This is a genomic window from Thalassospira lucentensis MCCC 1A00383 = DSM 14000 (genome assembly GCF_000421265.1).
Taxonomy (GTDB): Bacteria; Pseudomonadota; Alphaproteobacteria; order Rhodospirillales; family Thalassospiraceae; genus Thalassospira; species Thalassospira lucentensis.
On sequence record NZ_ATWN01000007.1, the window covers coordinates 109,700 to 127,133 of the forward strand.

Consider the following 17,434-nt stretch of genomic DNA (forward strand, 5'->3'; position numbering starts at 1 on the left):
CGTGTGTTTTGTGTCAAATAGTGTAGGCGAATATAGTCAGGGAATGCCCTCGATATCAGAAAATGCACTGCTATTTGAGTATTTGAGAGGGCTCATCCCGTGAGCATGTTGCTGCAAACCATGGCTGGAAGTCCGTTTGGCGGGGCAGAGGAATTCTTTGTGCGTCTGGCTTGTGGGTTTCAACGTGTCGGGATTGAGCAGCATTGTGTCGTGCGTCCGAACGAAGGTCGCAACGCGGTGCTTGCTGCCAATGGCGTTTCGTTTGACGAATTGCCCTTTGGTGGGCGGTTGGATGTACGAACGCCATGGAATTTGCGTAAACAGCTCAAACGTCACAAGCCGCGCATTGTCCTGAGCTGGATGAACCGTGCCAGCCGCATGACGCCATCAGGTGACTTTGTGAAAGTTGCGCGGCTTGGCGGATATTACAAACTCAAAAATTTCCGAGATTGTGATCACCTGATCGGCAATACGCGCAATATCTGCGATTATCTTATTGGCGAAGGATGGCCCGTTGATCGCACTCATTATCTGCCGAATTTTGTTGATGCAAAACCCGGTACAGCAATCAGTCGGGCCGAATTTAATACCCCCGATGATGCGCCGCTAATCCTTGGTCTGGGGCGGCTGCATGACAACAAGGGGTTTGATACCCTGATCCGTGCGATGGCTGAAGTACCAAGTGCCTATCTTTGGATTGCAGGGGCGGGTGATTTAAAAGACGATCTTCTGAAACTTGCCGCTGAATGCGGTGTTGCAGATCGCGTGCGACTGCTTGGCTGGCGGCGCGATGTTGCCAATCTTTTTGCGACCTGCGACGTGTTTTGCGCATCGTCACGACATGAACCGCTGGGCAACATGGTGATTGAGGCGTGGGCACATGGCAAAGCGGTTGTCGCACAGGCAAGCCAGGGGCCGGTTCAATTGATCACGCCGGGTGAAAGTGGTTTGCTGTCGGAACTCGAAGATGTATCTGCTTTGGCTTCAGATTTGCGCGCCGTTCTTGACGACAGAGTGCTTTCAGACACATTGTCAAGCAACGGTCGTACTGCCTTTGAGGCGAACTTCACCGAAGACGTTGTCGTCGCAAAATACAAAGCTTTCTTTGACGAGGTTGCGCTTTAATGTGCGGAATTGCCGGATTTATTGCCAAAGACAAGCAAACCATTGATCCCGAAATTCTGGATCGCCTGCGCAATGCGCTGGGGCATCGTGGTCCGGATGGCGATGGCCGATATGTAAAAGGTCCGGTTGGCTTTATCCAGACCCGGCTGGCGATCATTGATCTTGATACTGGCGATCAACCACTTTTCCATGAAAATGGCAGCGCACTTATCGCCAATGGCGAGATTTATAATTATGTTGAGTTGCGTCAGAACCTGTGCGAAGCAGACTTTAAGACCCGTTCAGACAGTGAAACTGCCCTTCGCATCTATGCCCGTGATGGCATAGACGGGTTTGATCAACTGCGCGGTATGTATGCCTTTGCCCTTCATGATGCGATGGAAAATCAGGTCGTACTGTGTCGTGATCCATTTGGCATCAAGCAGCTGTATTACGTTGAAACGCCGGAATTCTTTGCCTTTGCGTCCGAGGCGCAGGCGTTGGTTGCGGCGGGACTGGTTGGCAGGACTGTGCGCGAAGATGCCCGTGCGGAGTTGCTTCAGGTCCAATTCACGACCGGCAGTGATATGATCCTTGATGGTGTCAAACGCCTGTTGTCAGGTGAGACCCTTGTTCTGAAAAACGGCCGTGTGGTTGAGCGCCGCCGCCGCCAGGTTCTGGGGGACAAGGGTGTTGTTGGGGCGCGTCTTGATGGCGCCTTGACCCAATGGGACCGGGTGTTTGAAGAGTCTGTGCGACTTCATCAACGTTCTGACGTTGATTATGCGATGTTCCTGTCAGGTGGGGTGGATAGTGCATCTCTTTTGGGCATGATGCATCGTTTGAACGAACGTCCGGTGACGGCCTATACCGCCGCATTTGAGGCATCGAGCGTCCATGATGAACGCGAATTGGCCCGCGAGGTTGCCAAGGCCTGCAACGCCAATCACGTTGAGGTCATGTTTTCCGAACGCGATTTCTGGACGCTTTTGCCCGAAGTTGCTGCCAAGATGGACGATCCGGTGGCTGACTATGCTATTTTGCCGACCTACAAGCTTGCAGCCGAGGCCGCGCGGGATTTCAAGGTCGTTCTGTCCGGCGAAGGCGGCGATGAGCTGTTTGGCGGGTATGGCCGATATCGTTCGGTTATGCGGCCTTTATTACTGGGCGGGCGGGTCATGCGCTCAAAGGGCACCTTTGATAAGATCGATGTTCTGCACCCCAAAGTTCTTGAAGGCTGGCGCGATGGCATCGCGGCATCAGAAAGCCGCGAAAACCGTGGAAAACGTTCGCGTCTTGCGGTGGCACAGGCAGTGGACTGTTCGGACTGGTTGCCAAATGATTTGTTGATCAAGCTTGATCGCATGCTGATGGCACACGGCCTTGAGGGGCGGACACCGTTCCTTGATCCAATGGTGGCGGACTTTGCATATCATCTGCCAGACCGGCTTAAGGTGCGTAAAGGTGTGGGTAAATTCCTGTTGCGCAGCTGGCTGGAGCGGTGTCTTCCTATGGCGCAACCCTTTGCCAAAAAACGCGGATTTACCGTGCCGGTTGGGGAATGGATTGCCGGGCAGGGTAAGCGCCTTGGCCCGCTGGTTGCCAATCAGGCCGGTGTTCTTGAAATTGCCGATCCGGTTCGGGTGGAAAAGCTGTTCACCACGCCCGGCAAGAAAGAAAATGCAGCATGCTGGCATCTGTTGTTTTACGCCTTGTGGCATCAGACCAATGTTCTTGGTCAGGCACCGGCAGGTGATGTTTTTGATACACTCGCTTCGTAGCCAGTTTGATATCTTGTGAATTTCGAATGCAAATATCGGTGATGCTGGTCAAATTTGATGCCGATGTATGGCCCGCTGTAAATAAGTGACACGTGATCAAGGGCATGACACGATCATGCGCGTGGAGCTGAGATTGATCGATTAGGACAGAAGGCTTTTCATGGCGAAAACATCAGCATGGATGATCGTTCCCAATCTGCTGCGGACATTGATGCGCGGCGATGTACCTCTGAAATCCAAACTTATTTTGCTGGCAGGACTTGTCTATTTGATCAGTCCAGTTGATCTGTTGCCCGATGTTATTGTTGGCGTTGGGTGGCTTGATGATCTTGTGATTGTGCCGCTTTTGGGGTGGCTTTCCTATCGCAGCTTACCCGCACCGGTCCAGCATGATGTCGTGCCTGAAGCTGATGCCGGTCAAAACACATCACGTCGAACCATTTTATATATGGTTGTTCTTTTGATGGCCGTCGTGCTTGTGATCTTGTTGGGCAGCGGAGAGGATGAGCTTGAGCTTGCGCCTGTTTCTCCAGTTCTGTCGCAATGACGCAATGTTTACTGATCCGACCAAGGGCGCATTTGACAGCTGGCTTTGCGCACGAATACTCTTGATCCAAACACATCATGATCGGGAGACGTTCCATGGGCGATGCATTTCGCGCACTTGTTTTGGATCAGAACGACAAGAAAGTCACAGCCGAATTCCGTAATTTGACAACTGATGACCTGCCGGATGGTGATGTCTTGGTTCGGGTCAAATGGTCGACCTTAAATTACAAGGATGGCATGATTTTAAATGGCCTTGGCCGATTGGTGCGCACCTATCCGCATGTGCCCGGGGTCGATTTTTCCGGTGAAGTCGTCTCGTCAAGTGATGCACGGTACAAGCCCGGTGATCAGGTTGTCCTGACCGGTTGGCGCGTTGGTGAGGCCCATTGGGGCGGATATGGTCAAATGGCGCGGGTAAAGGCCGACTGGCTTGTCCCGCTACCAGAAGGACTCGATGCGGCACAGGCGATGTCCATCGGGACGGCCGGGTTTACGTCAATGCTTGCGGTTATGGCACTGGAAGAACAGGGCATCAGTCCAAAACAGGATGGCGAAGTTCTTGTAACAGGTGCCGCTGGCGGGGTTGGCTCGGTTGCAGTATCGATTTTGTCGGCCTTGGGGTATCGGGTGGCGGCCTCAACCGGGCGCACCGAAACCCACGCCTACCTCCGTGAATTGGGGGCGACGACAATTATTGATCGCAATGAGTTGACCGATACCAGTAAGCCTCTTTTGGCCGAACGCTGGATCGGGGCGATTGATAGTGTTGGCAGTACAACCCTTGCTCATGTTCTTTCAGAAATGAAGTATCACGGTGTTGTCGCAGCCTGTGGTCTCGCAGGAGGAGCCGACTTACCGGGAACTGTGATCCCGTTCCTGTTGCGCGGGGTGCGGTTGATCGGCATTGATTCGGTAATGTGTCCCTATGCAACCCGAATTCGGGCTTGGGAACGGCTTGCGAAAGAGCTTCCTATCGATCAGCTAAATGCCGCAACGACGAAGGTTGCGCTTCGTGATGTTGTGCCATGGGGTGAGAAAATTTTGAAAGGTCAGATCAAAGGTCGTTTGCTGATTGACGTGCAGGATTGCTAGAAGCCTTGGAACCATGCAAAATCAGATACTTTCCGATGTTCAGGCTTTGACGGAAAAATGATTTTAAACGTGGAAATTGCTGCGATGGCTGATCAACGGTTTCGAATTCTTTTGGTCGAAGATAACCCGGGGGACGCGTTCCTTGTTAGGACGCTTCTGGATGAAACCGGGGATCCGTTTGACATTGAACATTGCAGTGACCTTACCTCGGCCCTGACTATTTTAAATGGCGATGGGCCGGGGGCACGGTTCGATGTTGTCTTGCTTGATCTGACCTTACCAGACTCATCGGGTGTCGAGACAATTCGTCGCGTGCGCAGCTGTGCCAATAGCGCCCCGGTGGTTGTTTTAACCGGTCACAAGGACGAAGAACTGGCGTTTGAAGCCCTGCAACACGGTGCGGAAGACTATCTGACCAAGGAATTTCCAGACGGTCGGACAATTCGACGTTCCATCCGGTATGCCATTGAACGTTCGCGGGCCGAACGGGCACTCAAGGAAAGTGAAGAACGTTATCGCAAGCTGGTCGAACTTGCCCCTGAGCTCATCTCAATCCTGAGCGGTGAGGAGATTACTTATATCAATCAGCAAGGGCTCACGATCCTGGGGGCTGAGGATACGACAGAACTTGTTGGTCGCAGCTTTATGGAAATGGTTAATCCATCCAGCCGTGAAATCCTGTCAGAATATATAGAACGCTATCGCAACGGTTACAGCGGTCGGGCAGATTTTGTCATCATGTGCAACCGCCCGGATGGTGAAACAGTTGAACTGGAAGTGTCGGCAATCGCCTTTACCCACGAAGGCGCACCGGCAATGTTGATGTTGGCCGAAGACGTGACGGAAAAACGCAAAGTCGAACGCCAGTTGGTCCAGACATCAAAACTTGCGACACTGGGTGAAATGGCGGCATCAGTGGCCCATGAAATGAACCAGCCGCTGAATGTTATTCGCATGGCGGCCGATACCTGTGCGCTTCAATATGATCTTGATGCTGTAAAACCGGCCTTTCAACGAGAACGCCTGTCTTTGATCAGCGGTCAAACTGAACGCATGTCTGAAATCATCAAGCACCTGCAGATATATAGTCGTCCTGATGATGATGACTTTGCTCCGTTTGATCCCATGAAGGCCGTGGGGCGTGCGGTGGACATGATTGAGCATGATTGCCGCCTGTCGGGCATCATGATTGATGTGGTGCCACCTGCCCAGATGTGTCGGGTGAATGGCCGTCAGGTACAGCTCGAACAGGTTTTGGTCAATATGCTGACCAATGCGCGTGATGCGATCAATGAGAATGGCGATGACGCCAACAGCATTGGCGGATTAATCCGTGTCAGTGCGATGATTGATCAAGACGAAAAGTTCCTGAAACTCGCGGTGAATGACAATGGTGGTGGTGTGCCAGAGGCGGCCATTGATCTGCTGTTCCATCCATTTTTCACCACCAAAGACGTTGGTAAGGGAACAGGGCTTGGGTTGTCGGTCAGCTATGGCATCGTCGAGGCGATGGGGGGCAAGATTGATGTGCGTAACGAAGGGGATGGGGCCTGTTTCGAGGTGACTCTACCGGTCGCCCAAATCGGTAAGGAACTCGAAGCGGACGGTGACGAAGCGGTGGTAAAAAGTGCACGAATACATGCTGACTGCGTTGATCGTGCCGGGCGTCAAGCTGTACGGGTACTGGTCGTTGATGACGAAATTGATGCAATGGAAATCATTGCTGCTTATCTGGAAGCACAAGGATATTCGGTTTCAGCCGCAACGAACGGTGAGGATGCATTGGCGATTGCCGGGGTTATGCAGCCGACCATTCTGATTACCGATATTCGCATGCCGCATATGGATGGCAACAGCCTTGTCAAAGCGTTGCGTGCCCGAAACCCTGCCATGCCGGTCATTGTCATGACCGGACACCCCGGCGATGCTGAGCGACCGGTTGACGATGATGACGGTGCAGATGCACCTGTCATGGTGATGCCAAAACCCCTTGATCTTCAAGAGCTTCTTGGCACTCTCGATGAGCTTGCTGAAGTTTACTGTGAATAGAAAACCGTTGGGGCGTAAAGAAGATGGCGAAGTATATAACAACAAAGCCCGGCAAAATTGCCGGGCTTTGTTATGAGTGTCGTCGTTTGCGTTGCGCTCAGGTCAGGCTTCCCAACCGAGCTGCATCGCAATTTTGACTGCCTGAGTACGATTGGCGGCACCAAGCTTTTTGAAAATACCCGTCAGGTGGACTTTGACGGTGATTTCACGCACTGTAAGTTGCTTGGCTATTTCCTTATTCGACAGGCCTTTGGTCAGCAGAGCAAGAACTTCGCGTTCGCGATTGGTCAACTGACGCAAAGGATTGTCAGGTGACAGGCCGTCCAGATCAATCTCGCCAGGACGCATTTTTGTACCGTCATCTTCAAGCAAAGCTGATGGAATGTATTTCTCACCTGACATGATCAAGCGCAATGCATTGATCAGTGATTTTCCCGACAATGTTTTTGGCAGATAGCCAGAGGCACCATGCTCGAGCGCGTTCAAAACGTCACTGCGCTTAACTGATCCAGACAGAATGACAACCGGAATTTCCGGGTGCTTTTGACGCATGACGGTTAAGCCCGAAAGGCCGTTCATCCCCGGCATGTTCAAATCAAGAATGGTCAGCTCGACTTGCGTTTCCCCGTCGACAACTGAAAGCGCCTCGGCAAAATCCTTCGCCTGAGAGATTTCAACTTCCGGCGCCGCCGTTTTAAGGAAGGAAGTGATCCCGTCTCTGACGAGGTCGTGGTCGTCTGCTAGCAGGATGTTCATTTTTGTGCCGTACCCGTTTTTGTCCGAGCTTAGGACATGTGTCCGTCCGCGTCAGAAACGCGACCGCACCCAAGATACGGAATCGCGTAAATCTATAATGTTTAGTTCAAGCGTCCCCCCCGGACGCGCGCGCAGCATTCAACAAAATGGGGGGCCTGTCAAACGGCAGGATAGTTTCTGGTTTTCTGAACTATCCCATTGAATAGGGTATTATGTTCAAGGGTAGATGTTCTGTCGCGCTTTGCATAGTATATGGGGAGCGGAAGCAGACTTCGCGAGGTCCAAAATCAAATAGAAATCGAGATGCCCTGTCTCGCGTCGTTCCCGTTTTCGTTGTTAGACGCAATGGATTCTATCGGTTTAGGCGATTCGTCGCTGGCTTGTGCTGTTGCACGTTGCAAGCTTGCCTGACGGAAGGCCGCCATATCGGCACCGGACGGTGCATTAGGGGCAAGTGCTGCGTTCTGCAAGGTCGCCAGTGCGCGATCACGATCCGCCGCAGATCCAGTCATCGATACACCAACATCAACGTGTCCACCGATTGCATATGCTTTGCCATCTGGCCCGATCTGATATTCATACTGTGGCGCAGACCCATAAGGACCCGCTGCGGCGGCATGGGCTTTTTCTTCTTGTTTGACGGCGGAATCACGTGATTGCAACTGTTCAACAACGGCCTTTTCCGCCGGATCAAGGTCTGTATCGCCAGAAATGCTGCTGTTCGTATTTTGACCGGCTTGTTCTTCACTGGTTTCACGCGCCTGACGATACTCCGCGCGGCTAACACCGCCCGCAACGGCTTGTGCTTCAGTCAGGGTGCGGGGATCAACGATGCGTGTCCGTGCAGCGTCACTGTCTTGGCCCGCAATTGCATAGGGTGATGAACTGCCAGTGCTCGAAGGCGCAACTTCGATAGCTTCGTATTCGGCCAAAACTTGTCCATCAGCAGTTCGTGCGATTTCCTGAACATTCAGGACTACGCCCATTCTGCCGCTATTGGGGTTGGCAATGGTTTGACCGGTTGCAATCATATAGCTTTGTAAGCTCTAGGTTTATCTATGCACTGTATATCCAACAGAATAGCAGATAATGATCTTTCTGTCTTGTGCATGATTTGCGGACCAGGTTGAGGGCTTCTCGTGTCTTGCGAAAAGGGGGCCTTGCTGCTATCAGAATGACCGAATTTAAAGTGCCGTGATAGTTATCGTTCATAAACACATCAGACAGGAATTCCGAGGAACATGCTCGACTTTGCCATTCCCGCCCATGAAAAGGTGCTGGTTACCGGTGCTGCCGGTTTTATTGGATCGCACCTTTGTCTGAAGCTGCTTGAGCAAGGGACGACTGTTGTTGGCCTTGATAACGTCAATGACTATTATGACGTGAACCTCAAAGAAGCCCGTCTGGCGCGGATTGAAGGCAAACCAGGTTTCAAGTTTGTTCGCATGGACCTTGAAGACCGCGACGGTATTGCCGACCTGTTTGCTACGGAAAAGCCGACCTATGTTGTTAACCTGGCTGCTCAGGCTGGTGTGCGGTATTCGATTGAAAACCCGCATGCCTATATTGATGCCAACCTTGTCGGGTTTACCAACATCCTCGAAGGATGTCGCCATAACGGCGTGAAGCATCTTGTCTATGCGTCAAGCAGCTCGGTTTATGGCATGAATACTGAGATGCCGTTCTCGGTCCATCACAATGTCGATCACCCAATCAGCCTGTATGCCGCGTCGAAAAAGGCAAATGAACTGATGGCCCATACCTATAGCCATCTCTATAGCTTGCCGACGACAGGACTGCGATTCTTTACTGTATATGGACCGTGGGGGCGTCCGGATATGGCGCTTTTCTTGTTCACCAAGGCCATTCTCGAAGGCAAACCGATCAACGTGTTCAATCAGGGCAAAATGCGCCGCGATTTCACCTATGTCGATGACATTGTCGAAGGTGTTCATCGCTGCATCTCGACCGTGGCGGAACCAAATGCGAACTGGAAACCGGCAAAACCGGACCCGGCAACCAGCTCGGCTCCCTACCGCGTGTTTAACATCGGCAACAATAGCCCGGTTGAGCTGATGCATATGATCGAAACTCTTGAGAAGGCGCTGGGCAAAACGGCCGAGAAAAATATGCTGCCGATGCAGGATGGCGATGTTCCGGCCACTTATGCTGATGTTGATGCCCTGACCGATGCAGTTGGCTTTAAACCGGAAACCTCAATCGAGACCGGGATTGGCAATTTTGTTGCGTGGTACCGCTCCTTTTACGGATAAACGAAGTTGAAATTTGCCGCCATTTTTGTGCTGTTCGCCAATGCGTTCTCGGCGGGCATGATGTTTCTGGCCAGCGTGTTCATCTCACGCTATGGCGGCAAGGAGCTGTTTGGTTTTTTTAGTGTTGTACTTGGTGTCGTTGTAATTGGGGCAAAAGTTTCAACACTTGGCCTTGATGTTGCGATCGTAAGGTTTTTACCAAAATATAGCACTGAGGGACGGGCGGATGCTGCAGGTGGTATAAAGCGTGTCGCAATAGGGCTAACATTGGTATTTTCGTTAGTCGGCGCATTGATCTTTGGAACTATGCTGTATTACATGCGTGCATTTCCGGGGGCGGTCTCATTTACTGTGGCGTTAGCATTGCCGATGGCTTCTTTGCTGGCTATTTTTCAGAATATCATTCGTGCAGATGGAAATGTTTCAAGGGCGGTCATTGGCGAGGCTGTCGTGCGACCGGCAACGTTTATGGTGTTTCTGGTTGCTGTTCAGTTTCTTTTATATGACGGATTAGGGAACTTTACGGTTGGCCTAGGTTACACACTTGCCCTGACAGCTTCCTTAGTCACCGTAATTGTGCTTGTTGTCGTGGATAAAAAGGTTAATTGGGCTGGCGACTTCAGTTTAGCTTCGGATGATTTTCGGCAATGGTTATCTCATGGTGTTAACTTGTTGTTGTCTGAGTCTGCTACAGCTCTATTGAATCAATCCCCTATTGTTCTTGCCGGTATATTGCTCTCTGCGGCGGAAGCCGGTGAAATGAGTGCTGTCATTCGTTTGGCAATGCTGGTGATTTTTGCTCTGACGGCCGTGCAATCCATTATAACGCCGTTCCTGTCGCGTGCGATGTCCAATAACAATACAGACGAACTCCAGGCGCTTGTTGCCCGAGCGACTGGATTTACAATGGCCGTCGCATTGCCTGTGTGTGGAATCTTTTTTGCCTTTGCTCCAGAGCTTCTAGGCTTTTTTGGCGAAGGGTATGTTCAAGCCGTTCCGTTGCTTCGCATCATGCTCATGGCATATTTCCTTTACGCTGCTGCGGGGCCAGCCGTCTCCCTTATGACGATGACAGGTCAGCACAAGGTTGCCCGAACCGTAATCTGTTGGGCGGCTGTAATCATGATGTTGGCAGGTGCTGCTGCCATGAGTTTTGGTGGGTTGACACCGGCGGTTTGGGTTTCAGGTGCAGTGGTCGCAATTTATCCTCATGTATTGGCTGTTTTATGTCGTTCTCGTTTGGGGGTTGACCCGACGGTGTTTTCGCTTCGGTTCCTTTTAAAACGATATAAAGACAAAACCTAGCTCTCGATACACGCGTTGCGCAGTTACAGCGTTGCTGTCTGCGTTATTGTATCTATCAAATATTTATCTTTCGGGGAAATGGTGCTGCCGGAGAGATTTGAACTCTGACCTCTCCCTTGCAACGGGTGTATCTAGGGCCACCGGAGGGCAATTTATCCCCATGTGTTGGTTGCGTGTTATCGATTAAGTCAGGGCTTGGACTTGACTATCTTTTCGTTGTGATTTCCCGTGCGGTACTTGATTATCCTGGCAGCTTCAGATTGTAAGGGCCCGGGATGCGCGCGAGATACAATGTTAAAACGGTTGATAGCCACTCATTCACCGAGACTAGTTTTTCCAAACTAGTGGGAAACTTCTTCGCCCTTCTTTCCCTTCTTTGGGTGGTTGGACGCGTTGTCGATGGTCTTGGTGTACTCTATGCGTTTGATATAAGTTGGACTGATGACTTCCCGCTCAGTCTGCGTCTCGAGACGGTAACCATTTTCAGCTGTATGTTTTCGCTCGTGCTCGGGTTTTGGGTCAGTTCGGAAGCAACCAGTTTGCGGCTGCGTGGCATTCTGTTTGGTCTCGTCGGCCTCGTACTGTCTGCAGTGCTTTTTTATCGGCTTGGTCAAGGTATTCCGTCATATCGTCCAGATCAGTTTGATACTAATTGGGTGGCGCTTTCTGGCCTTGTTACGCTGTTTTTTGCGCTGCTCGTGTGGCGATTGTTTTCTGGCTGGTTGGTCTTTTCCACTGCCCTTGTTTTGTCTGCGTTCATTATAGAAGACTTGTTGTTTGGGGCTGGAGACGTTCTCGACCACAGTATGGTATTCTGGCTCATAAAGTCAGGCGCGTGGAATACGTTCTCCAGCGTCATTATTATGGGCAGCCCTTTTTGTTTACTGGCATTCAGGGCCGACCAGATTGCTCTTGGCTATCAAGTTAAACGACGGTCTTTTGTCTGGTTGGCACGTACCTGCTCTGTGCCTTACTCTGTTTTTCGGTTTACGAATAGTGATGACCTTTTCTGGAGTAAACTGTCGGTTGTTGCTCTCCCGATATTGATCTTTCCTTTTATGTGGCGTTTCGAATTTGGCCATTTTGTCCTACTGTGTACGCTGCTTTTTGGTGTGATTATACCGCTGATACTTGGCCGATTTTTGGGAAGGTTTGCGGATAGTCGGTACTTTAAAAAACGCACGACGTTTTTTGTGGTTGCGAGTTTGATCGTAGCTGTTAGCTACCTCTTTATTGCTGTCGCTAACATAAACGTTTTGATTTGTGCCGTTTTTGCCGTCGCATTGACGTCGTCATCGAGACGAATTGCGTCTGCTGATGCTGGCCGCAAGACCAATGGGACTATAGTACGTGCTATCTCGGTTCTGTATGGTGGAATGTTTCTAACTTTGCTTGCGGCTTTAACTTTCGGGGCCGCCAGTTCGGTATCGTTGATTTGGGATTACGGCAACCTTACTAATCTACGTTATCCGTGGCATATCGCTGTGAGTGTTCTTGTGCCGATTGTTGTTGTTTCTTTGGTGGCCAAATTACGTGGGAATTTTAGTAAGGTATCCAAAGACGCCGTGATGGTGGGATTTACCGCCTTTCTGTATTTTGCATTCGTTCAGGGAAAGTCCCCAGGCATGTCTGGTACATTGTCAGTCTTGGCGATGCTCGGAGGGACACTGTTTGGTGTGTTTGCGGGCGCAACTTTTGAAAAGCGGAAGGGGTTCCTTGCGGGTCTGTCTGAGGCTACGTTAGAACTTTACCGCTGGGCTATCGGCTGTGTTTCCGTGCTCGTACCTGTGACGGTCATTGCAATAGTATCTGCAGCCGTTTGCAGTGTAATTTACTATCCCATTTACTAATGGGAGCAAATGCTCCGAGTTAGCATTTATGCGATACAATAAAAAATTCTGGAAAATGGTGCTGCCGGAGAGATTTGAACTCTCGACCTCTCCCTTACCAAGGGAGTGCTCTACCCCTGAGCTACGGCAGCCTAAGCAGGTCGCTTAACGGGCAAATGGTGCTGCTGGGGAGATTTGAACTCCCGGCCTCTCCCTTACCAAGGGAGTGCTCTACCCCTGAGCTACAGCAGCATTAAGCCCTTTGCGGTGCGGGCGGGTTATAGGCCACGGATCCGTATTTGGTCAAGCCCGAAATAGGCGAAGTTTTTCGAATGTTCAAACATCGCAGCTTTTTGCCCTGTTTTCGTCAAGATCGGCTGTAATTTTTCGCCTGCTGTTTTATAACGTCCCGACATCTTCCCGATCATATCAACCGGAAACCGGATCACATTATGACTGCAAAGAAATCCGATATCCGCCCGGCGGTGAATAAGGAACGCCAAAAGCGCGAAGCCGAAGCGCTGCGCGCCAATCTGGCCAAGCGTAAACAGCAGAAGCGTTCACGACAGGATGCAGGCGAGGCGACAGGAAAAGACAGTCCCCAATCGGATGATGAAAAGAATTAGGCATCAGCCACAGGCATCGTTTGGTTGATCTTCATGCTGTGTGGCGGGTAAAACGAATATCGCAGGATGGCGCAGTGTCGCGCAGGGACCTTTACAGTAAACAAGGGTGGCAAAATGTCGGTAAGACCTGATCACTGGATACGCCAAATGGCGCAGGAAAAAGGCATGATTGAACCGTTTGTTGACGGTTTCAAACGCGATGGCGTGATTTCCTATGGGGTCAGTTCCTATGGCTATGATGCCCGGGTTGCTGACGAGTTCAAGATTTTTACCAATGTCGACTCGGCGATTGTTGATCCCAAGGATTTTTCCGATGACGGGTTTGTTAACCGCAAGACCGATTGTTGTGTGATCCCGCCCAACAGTTTTGCCCTGGCGCGTACGGTGGAATATTTCCGCATTCCACGCGATACGCTGGTGATCTGCCTTGGCAAGTCGACCTATGCGCGGTGCGGTATCATTGTCAATGTCACCCCGCTTGAGCCGGAATGGGAAGGGCATGTGACATTGGAGTTTTCAAACACTACACCGCTTCCGGCCCGCATTTATGCCAACGAAGGGGCGTGCCAGTTCATTTTCCTGAAAGCCGAAAGCGAATGCGATACCTCCTATGCGGATCGCGCAGGAAAATATATGGGCCAAAAAGGTGTCACACTGCCGCGCCTGTGATAAAGGCATGGCAACATATTCGGCGGTGATACGCCAAGACACGGTTTTGCTGCGCACAAAGACGCAGCACAATGAGGATTGAATGGACAAGATCAAGATTTCCGGTGGTCGCCGGTTGCAGGGTAAAATCGCTATTGGCGGTGCCAAGAATGCGGCCCTTCCGCTTATGGCAGCCGCCCTTCTGACCGATGAAACGCTGACTCTCTCAAACCTGCCGCATCTGGCCGACATCACGTCGATGGCAAATTTGCTGGCCCAGCATGGTGTCGCGCTGCATCTCAATGGTCATGCACCCAATGGCGGTCACACGGGCCGCGTTCTGGAAATGACCGCCAAGGAAATCATCTCTACGACCGCGCCTTATGATCTTGTGCGCAAGATGCGCGCATCTGTTCTGGTTCTGGGGCCGATTGTCGCACGTTGTGGTGTCGCCCGCGTTTCGCTTCCCGGTGGTTGTGCGATTGGCAACCGTCCGGTTGACCTGCACCTTAAGGCACTTGAAGCTATGGGGGCTGAAATCCACCTGACCGAGGGCTATATCGAAGCCCGCGCACCAGAAGGCCTTAAGGGCGGGCATGTCCTGTTCCCGCAGGTGTCTGTTGGTGCGACGGAAAATGCCCTGATGGGAGCATCCCTTGCCGATGGTGTTGTGACCATTGCCAATGCGGCCCGCGAACCCGAAGTTTCCGATCTGGCCCATTGCTTGGTTGCGATGGGGGCCGAGATCGAAGGCATCGGCACCGATACGCTTAAAGTCACCGGTAAGCCGCGCCTGCATGGTGCGGAATACTCGGTGGTACCTGATCGGATCGAAACCGGCACCTACGCGATTGCCGCGGCAATTACCGGGGGCGATATTGAACTGAGCGGTACGCGGCTTGAGCTGATCGACAGTCTGGTTGATGCCATGCGCAAGGCCGGGGTTGAGATCGAAGAAACCGACGATGGCATGAAGGTGCGCGGCAACCGCGCAACCCTTCGCGGCGTTGATGTCATGACTGAACCTTATCCCGGTTTCCCGACTGATATGCAGGCCCAGTTCATGGCGCTGATGTCGGTGGCCAATGGCGCATCCATGATCACAGAGACGATTTTTGAAAACCGCTTCATGCATGTGCCGGAATTGAGCCGCATGGGGGCGGACGTCAACGTCCATGGACGTTCGGCCATTGTGCGCGGCAGTGCGAAGCTGTCGGGGGCCGAAGTAATGGCAACCGATCTGCGTGCGTCGGTGTCGATGGTGCTTGCGGGCTTGGCAGCCGAGGGCGAGACGGTTATTAACCGTGTCTACCATCTTGATCGCGGCTATGAGCGACTGGAAGAAAAACTGAGTTCCTGCGGGGCGCAGATCGAACGTGTCCGGGTGCCGGTCTAAAGCCGGTTCGTGATTGGATTGCGATCCGGACAGTAAATAACGCGTAAGGCGACTGATTGATGAGTGACGAAAAGCTGGTGCTGGCCCTGCCAAAGGGGCGCATTCTTGACGAGGTAATGCCGCTGGTGCGATCCGCCGGGATCGAACCGGAAGCCGCATTTGATGATCCCAAATCCCGTGCGCTTCGGTTTGCCACAAATCATCCGCATATCGATATCATTCGCGTGCGCAGCTTTGACGTTGCAACTTTTGTTGCCTTTGGTGCCGCCCATATCGGGGTGTGCGGCAATGATGTTCTGATGGAATTTGACTATCCCGATATCTATGCGCCGCTTGATCTTAATATCGGGCATTGCCGTCTGGCTGTGGCCGAGCCCGAAGAAATGATTGACGGTGATGATCCATCGCGCTGGTCGCATGTGCGTGTTGCAACCAAATATCCCAATGTGACGCGCAATCATTTTTCCAAACGCGGTGTTCAGGCCGAATGCATTAAACTGAACGGCGCGATGGAACTGGCACCGACCCTTGGTCTGTGCCGTCGCATTGTCGATCTGGTATCGACGGGCAATACGCTTAAGGCCAATGGCCTGCGCGAGATTGAACATATTGCCGATGTGACGTCACGCCTGATCGTCAACCGGGCCGCGCTTAAAACCCGTCCGACCGATGTTCAGCCATGGATTGACCGTTTCTCCGAGGTGCTCAATGCCGCTTAAGCTTTCTATTACCGATGCCGGGTTTGAGGAAGATTTCGTCAAACTTCTCGGCATGAAGCGCGAATCTGATGCCGATGTTGATGCGGCTGTTGCCAACATCATTGCCGATGTGCGCGCACGTGGTGACGAAGCGGTATGTGAATATACCAACCGTTTTGACCGTCTTAATATTGATGCCAGTGGTATGGCGGTGACGGCGGCCGAGGTTGATGCTGCCTTAGACGAAGTTGATGCCGATCTGCTTAAGTCGCTGGAACTGGCGGCAACGCGCATTCGCTCCTACCACGAAAAGCAGATGCCAACCGATGAACGCTACACCGATGAAACAGGTGTTGAGCTTGGCTGGCGCTGGCGGGCTGTGTCGGCGGCGGGGCTGTATGTCCCCGGTGGTTTGGCATCTTATCCGTCATCGGTTCTGATGAATGCCATCCCGGCCAAGGTTGCCGGGGTTGAGCGTCTTGTCATGGTGGTACCAACCCCGGACAATAAAATGAACCCGCTGGTACTGGCTGCGGCCCGCATTGCCGGTGTGGACGAGATTTACCGCATCGGTGGCGCGCAGGCGGTTGCGGCCCTTGCCTATGGTACGCAAACCATTAAGCCGGTTGATAAGATCGTTGGCCCGGGCAATGCCTTTGTCGCGGCGGCAAAACGCCGCGTATTCGGGCAGGTAGGCATTGACATGATTGCCGGTCCGTCGGAAATCCTTGTGGTCGCCGATGGTTCTAACGATCCAAGCTGGGTGGCGGCAGACCTTTTGTCGCAGGCTGAACATGATCCGGTTGCGCAATCGATCCTGATCACCGATGACGCCGGTTTTGCCGACCGTGTGCAAGTCGCGATTGACGCGCATCTGGAAAAATTGCCGCGTGCGGAAATCGCCGGGGCAAGCTGGCGCGACTTTGGTGCAATTGTCTTGGTGGAAAATCTGTCGCAGGCTCCGGCCCTTGTGGATCGGATCGCCCCGGAGCATCTGGAATTGGCGGTGGATGACCCGGACGCACTGGCAGAAGACATTCATCATGCAGGTGCGATTTTCCTGGGCCGTTACACGCCAGAAGCCATTGGTGACTATGTTGCCGGGCCAAACCACGTGCTGCCAACGGCCCGTTCGGCACGGTTTTCTTCCGGTCTTGGTGTGCTTGATTTTGTTAAGCGGTCATCGCTGATCAAATGCACCCCGGAAAGCCTGGCCAAGATCGGACCAGCGGCAATTGCGCTTGCGGAAAGTGAAGGTTTGCAGGCACACGGACTTTCAGTGGCGATCCGGTCAAACCAGATGTAAGCTGTGTTATGCTGTTGCAGTG

The 17,434-nt window shown here is 52.3% G+C and carries 15 protein-coding genes and 2 tRNA genes; 13 read left to right on the plus strand and 4 right to left on the minus strand.

The annotated features are described in order from the left end of the window. Nucleotides 1-105: 105 nt before the first annotated feature. The 5 genes from K355_RS0115075 to K355_RS0115095 all read left to right on the plus strand — a co-directional run bounded on the left by K355_RS0115075 (nt 106) and on the right by K355_RS0115095 (nt 6,575). Nucleotides 106-1,125: a glycosyltransferase gene (locus K355_RS0115075; protein ID WP_022732989.1), complete on the plus strand. Its 1,020-nt coding sequence runs from the start codon at nt 106-108 to the stop codon at nt 1,123-1,125. Further along, entirely contained in the window at nt 1,125-2,885 is a 1,761-nt protein-coding gene (gene asnB, locus K355_RS0115080; RefSeq protein WP_022732990.1) for an asparagine synthase (glutamine-hydrolyzing), read from the plus strand. The genes K355_RS0115075 and asnB overlap by 1 nt, the downstream gene beginning before the upstream one ends. A gap of 160 nt (nt 2,886-3,045) precedes the next feature. Further along, nucleotides 3,046-3,432, plus strand: a complete 387-nt coding sequence (locus K355_RS0115085; RefSeq protein ID WP_022732991.1) for a YkvA family protein — start codon at nt 3,046-3,048, stop codon at nt 3,430-3,432. A 95-nt stretch (nt 3,433-3,527) separates the two neighbouring features. Further along, nucleotides 3,528-4,526: an acrylyl-CoA reductase (NADPH) gene (acuI, locus tag K355_RS0115090; protein WP_022732992.1), complete on the plus strand. Its 999-nt coding sequence runs from the start codon at nt 3,528-3,530 to the stop codon at nt 4,524-4,526. Nucleotides 4,527-4,610: 84 nt separating this feature from the next. Next, nucleotides 4,611-6,575 (plus strand): hybrid sensor histidine kinase/response regulator, encoded by a 1,965-nt coding sequence (locus K355_RS0115095; protein ID WP_028791642.1) that lies wholly within the window; start codon nt 4,611-4,613, stop codon nt 6,573-6,575. Between the two features lie 102 nt (nt 6,576-6,677). Here the strand turns inward: K355_RS0115095 and K355_RS0115100 are convergent, their stop codons facing one another. Together K355_RS0115100 and K355_RS0115105 are read right to left on the minus strand one after the other, a co-directional pair. Further along, the gene (locus tag K355_RS0115100) at nt 6,678-7,331 is read right to left on the minus strand and encodes a response regulator (protein ID WP_022732994.1); all 654 of its coding nucleotides are present in this window, start codon (nt 7,329-7,331) and stop codon (nt 6,678-6,680) included. Between the two features lie 287 nt (nt 7,332-7,618). Continuing rightward, the gene (locus K355_RS0115105; RefSeq protein WP_022732995.1) at nt 7,619-8,362 is read right to left on the minus strand and encodes a putative metalloprotease CJM1_0395 family protein; all 744 of its coding nucleotides are present in this window, start codon (nt 8,360-8,362) and stop codon (nt 7,619-7,621) included. Between the two features lie 210 nt (nt 8,363-8,572). Here K355_RS0115105 and K355_RS0115110 point away from each other — a divergent pair, with 210 nt between their 5' ends. The 3 genes from K355_RS0115110 (at nt 8,573) to K355_RS0115120 (ending at nt 12,759) form a co-directional block, all read left to right on the plus strand. Further along, nucleotides 8,573-9,604: an NAD-dependent epimerase gene (locus K355_RS0115110; protein WP_022732996.1), complete on the plus strand. Its 1,032-nt coding sequence runs from the start codon at nt 8,573-8,575 to the stop codon at nt 9,602-9,604. A gap of 6 nt (nt 9,605-9,610) precedes the next feature. Further along, nucleotides 9,611-10,909: an oligosaccharide flippase family protein gene (locus K355_RS0115115; RefSeq protein WP_022732997.1), complete on the plus strand. Its 1,299-nt coding sequence runs from the start codon at nt 9,611-9,613 to the stop codon at nt 10,907-10,909. A 275-nt stretch (nt 10,910-11,184) separates the two neighbouring features. After that, nucleotides 11,185-12,759 (plus strand): hypothetical protein, encoded by a 1,575-nt coding sequence (locus tag K355_RS0115120; RefSeq protein WP_022732998.1) that lies wholly within the window; start codon nt 11,185-11,187, stop codon nt 12,757-12,759. Nucleotides 12,760-12,815: 56 nt separating this feature from the next. Here the strand turns inward: K355_RS0115120 and K355_RS0115125 are convergent. Together K355_RS0115125 and K355_RS0115130 are read right to left on the minus strand one after the other, a co-directional pair. Then, nucleotides 12,816-12,890 (minus strand) — tRNA-Thr (locus tag K355_RS0115125). A gap of 25 nt (nt 12,891-12,915) precedes the next feature. Further along, nucleotides 12,916-12,990, minus strand: a tRNA-Thr gene (locus tag K355_RS0115130). 200 nt (nt 12,991-13,190) lie between these two features. Here K355_RS0115130 and K355_RS25700 point away from each other — a divergent pair. The 5 genes from K355_RS25700 (at nt 13,191) to hisD (ending at nt 17,412) form a co-directional block, all read left to right on the plus strand. Next, on the plus strand, nt 13,191-13,364 hold the full coding sequence (locus K355_RS25700) for a hypothetical protein (protein ID WP_022733000.1): 174 nt from the start codon (nt 13,191-13,193) through the stop codon (nt 13,362-13,364). Nucleotides 13,365-13,478: 114 nt separating this feature from the next. Beyond that, a complete protein-coding gene (gene dcd, locus K355_RS0115145) occupies nt 13,479-14,033 on the plus strand; it encodes a dCTP deaminase (protein WP_022733001.1) in 555 nt (184 codons plus the stop codon). Nucleotides 14,034-14,115: 82 nt separating this feature from the next. After that, nucleotides 14,116-15,408: a UDP-N-acetylglucosamine 1-carboxyvinyltransferase gene (gene murA / locus K355_RS0115150; protein ID WP_022733002.1), complete on the plus strand. Its 1,293-nt coding sequence runs from the start codon at nt 14,116-14,118 to the stop codon at nt 15,406-15,408. Nucleotides 15,409-15,467: 59 nt separating this feature from the next. Continuing rightward, entirely contained in the window at nt 15,468-16,127 is a 660-nt protein-coding gene (gene hisG, locus K355_RS0115155; RefSeq protein WP_022733003.1) for an ATP phosphoribosyltransferase, read from the plus strand. Further along, complete coding sequence (gene hisD, locus K355_RS0115160; protein WP_022733004.1) at nt 16,117-17,412, plus strand: histidinol dehydrogenase; 1,296 nt, start codon at nt 16,117-16,119, stop codon at nt 17,410-17,412. Before hisG ends, hisD begins: the two co-directional genes overlap by 11 nt. Nucleotides 17,413-17,434: the final 22 nt, after the last annotated feature.

Excerpts from the sequence above, each read along its gene's own strand:
- K355_RS0115075 (WP_022732989.1), top strand. The coding sequence starts at position 106 with ATGTTGCTGCAAACCATGGCTGGAAGTCCGTTTGGCGGGGCAGAGGAA.
- asnB (WP_022732990.1), top strand. The coding sequence starts at position 1,125 with ATGTGCGGAATTGCCGGATTTATTGCCAAAGACAAGCAAACCATTGAT.
- K355_RS0115085 (WP_022732991.1), top strand. The coding sequence starts at position 3,046 with ATGGCGAAAACATCAGCATGGATGATCGTTCCCAATCTGCTGCGGACA.
- acuI (WP_022732992.1), top strand. The coding sequence starts at position 3,528 with ATGGGCGATGCATTTCGCGCACTTGTTTTGGATCAGAACGACAAGAAA.
- K355_RS0115095 (WP_028791642.1), top strand. The coding sequence starts at position 4,611 with ATGGCTGATCAACGGTTTCGAATTCTTTTGGTCGAAGATAACCCGGGG.
- K355_RS0115100 (WP_022732994.1), bottom strand. The coding sequence starts at position 7,331 with ATGAACATCCTGCTAGCAGACGACCACGACCTCGTCAGAGACGGGATC.
- K355_RS0115105 (WP_022732995.1), bottom strand. The coding sequence starts at position 8,362 with ATGATTGCAACCGGTCAAACCATTGCCAACCCCAATAGCGGCAGAATG.
- K355_RS0115110 (WP_022732996.1), top strand. The coding sequence starts at position 8,573 with ATGCTCGACTTTGCCATTCCCGCCCATGAAAAGGTGCTGGTTACCGGT.
- K355_RS0115120 (WP_022732998.1), top strand. The coding sequence starts at position 11,185 with ATGCGCGCGAGATACAATGTTAAAACGGTTGATAGCCACTCATTCACC.
- K355_RS25700 (WP_022733000.1), top strand. The coding sequence starts at position 13,191 with ATGACTGCAAAGAAATCCGATATCCGCCCGGCGGTGAATAAGGAACGC.
- dcd (WP_022733001.1), top strand. The coding sequence starts at position 13,479 with ATGTCGGTAAGACCTGATCACTGGATACGCCAAATGGCGCAGGAAAAA.
- murA (WP_022733002.1), top strand. The coding sequence starts at position 14,116 with ATGGACAAGATCAAGATTTCCGGTGGTCGCCGGTTGCAGGGTAAAATC.
- hisG (WP_022733003.1), top strand. The coding sequence starts at position 15,468 with ATGAGTGACGAAAAGCTGGTGCTGGCCCTGCCAAAGGGGCGCATTCTT.
- hisD (WP_022733004.1), top strand. The coding sequence starts at position 16,117 with ATGCCGCTTAAGCTTTCTATTACCGATGCCGGGTTTGAGGAAGATTTC.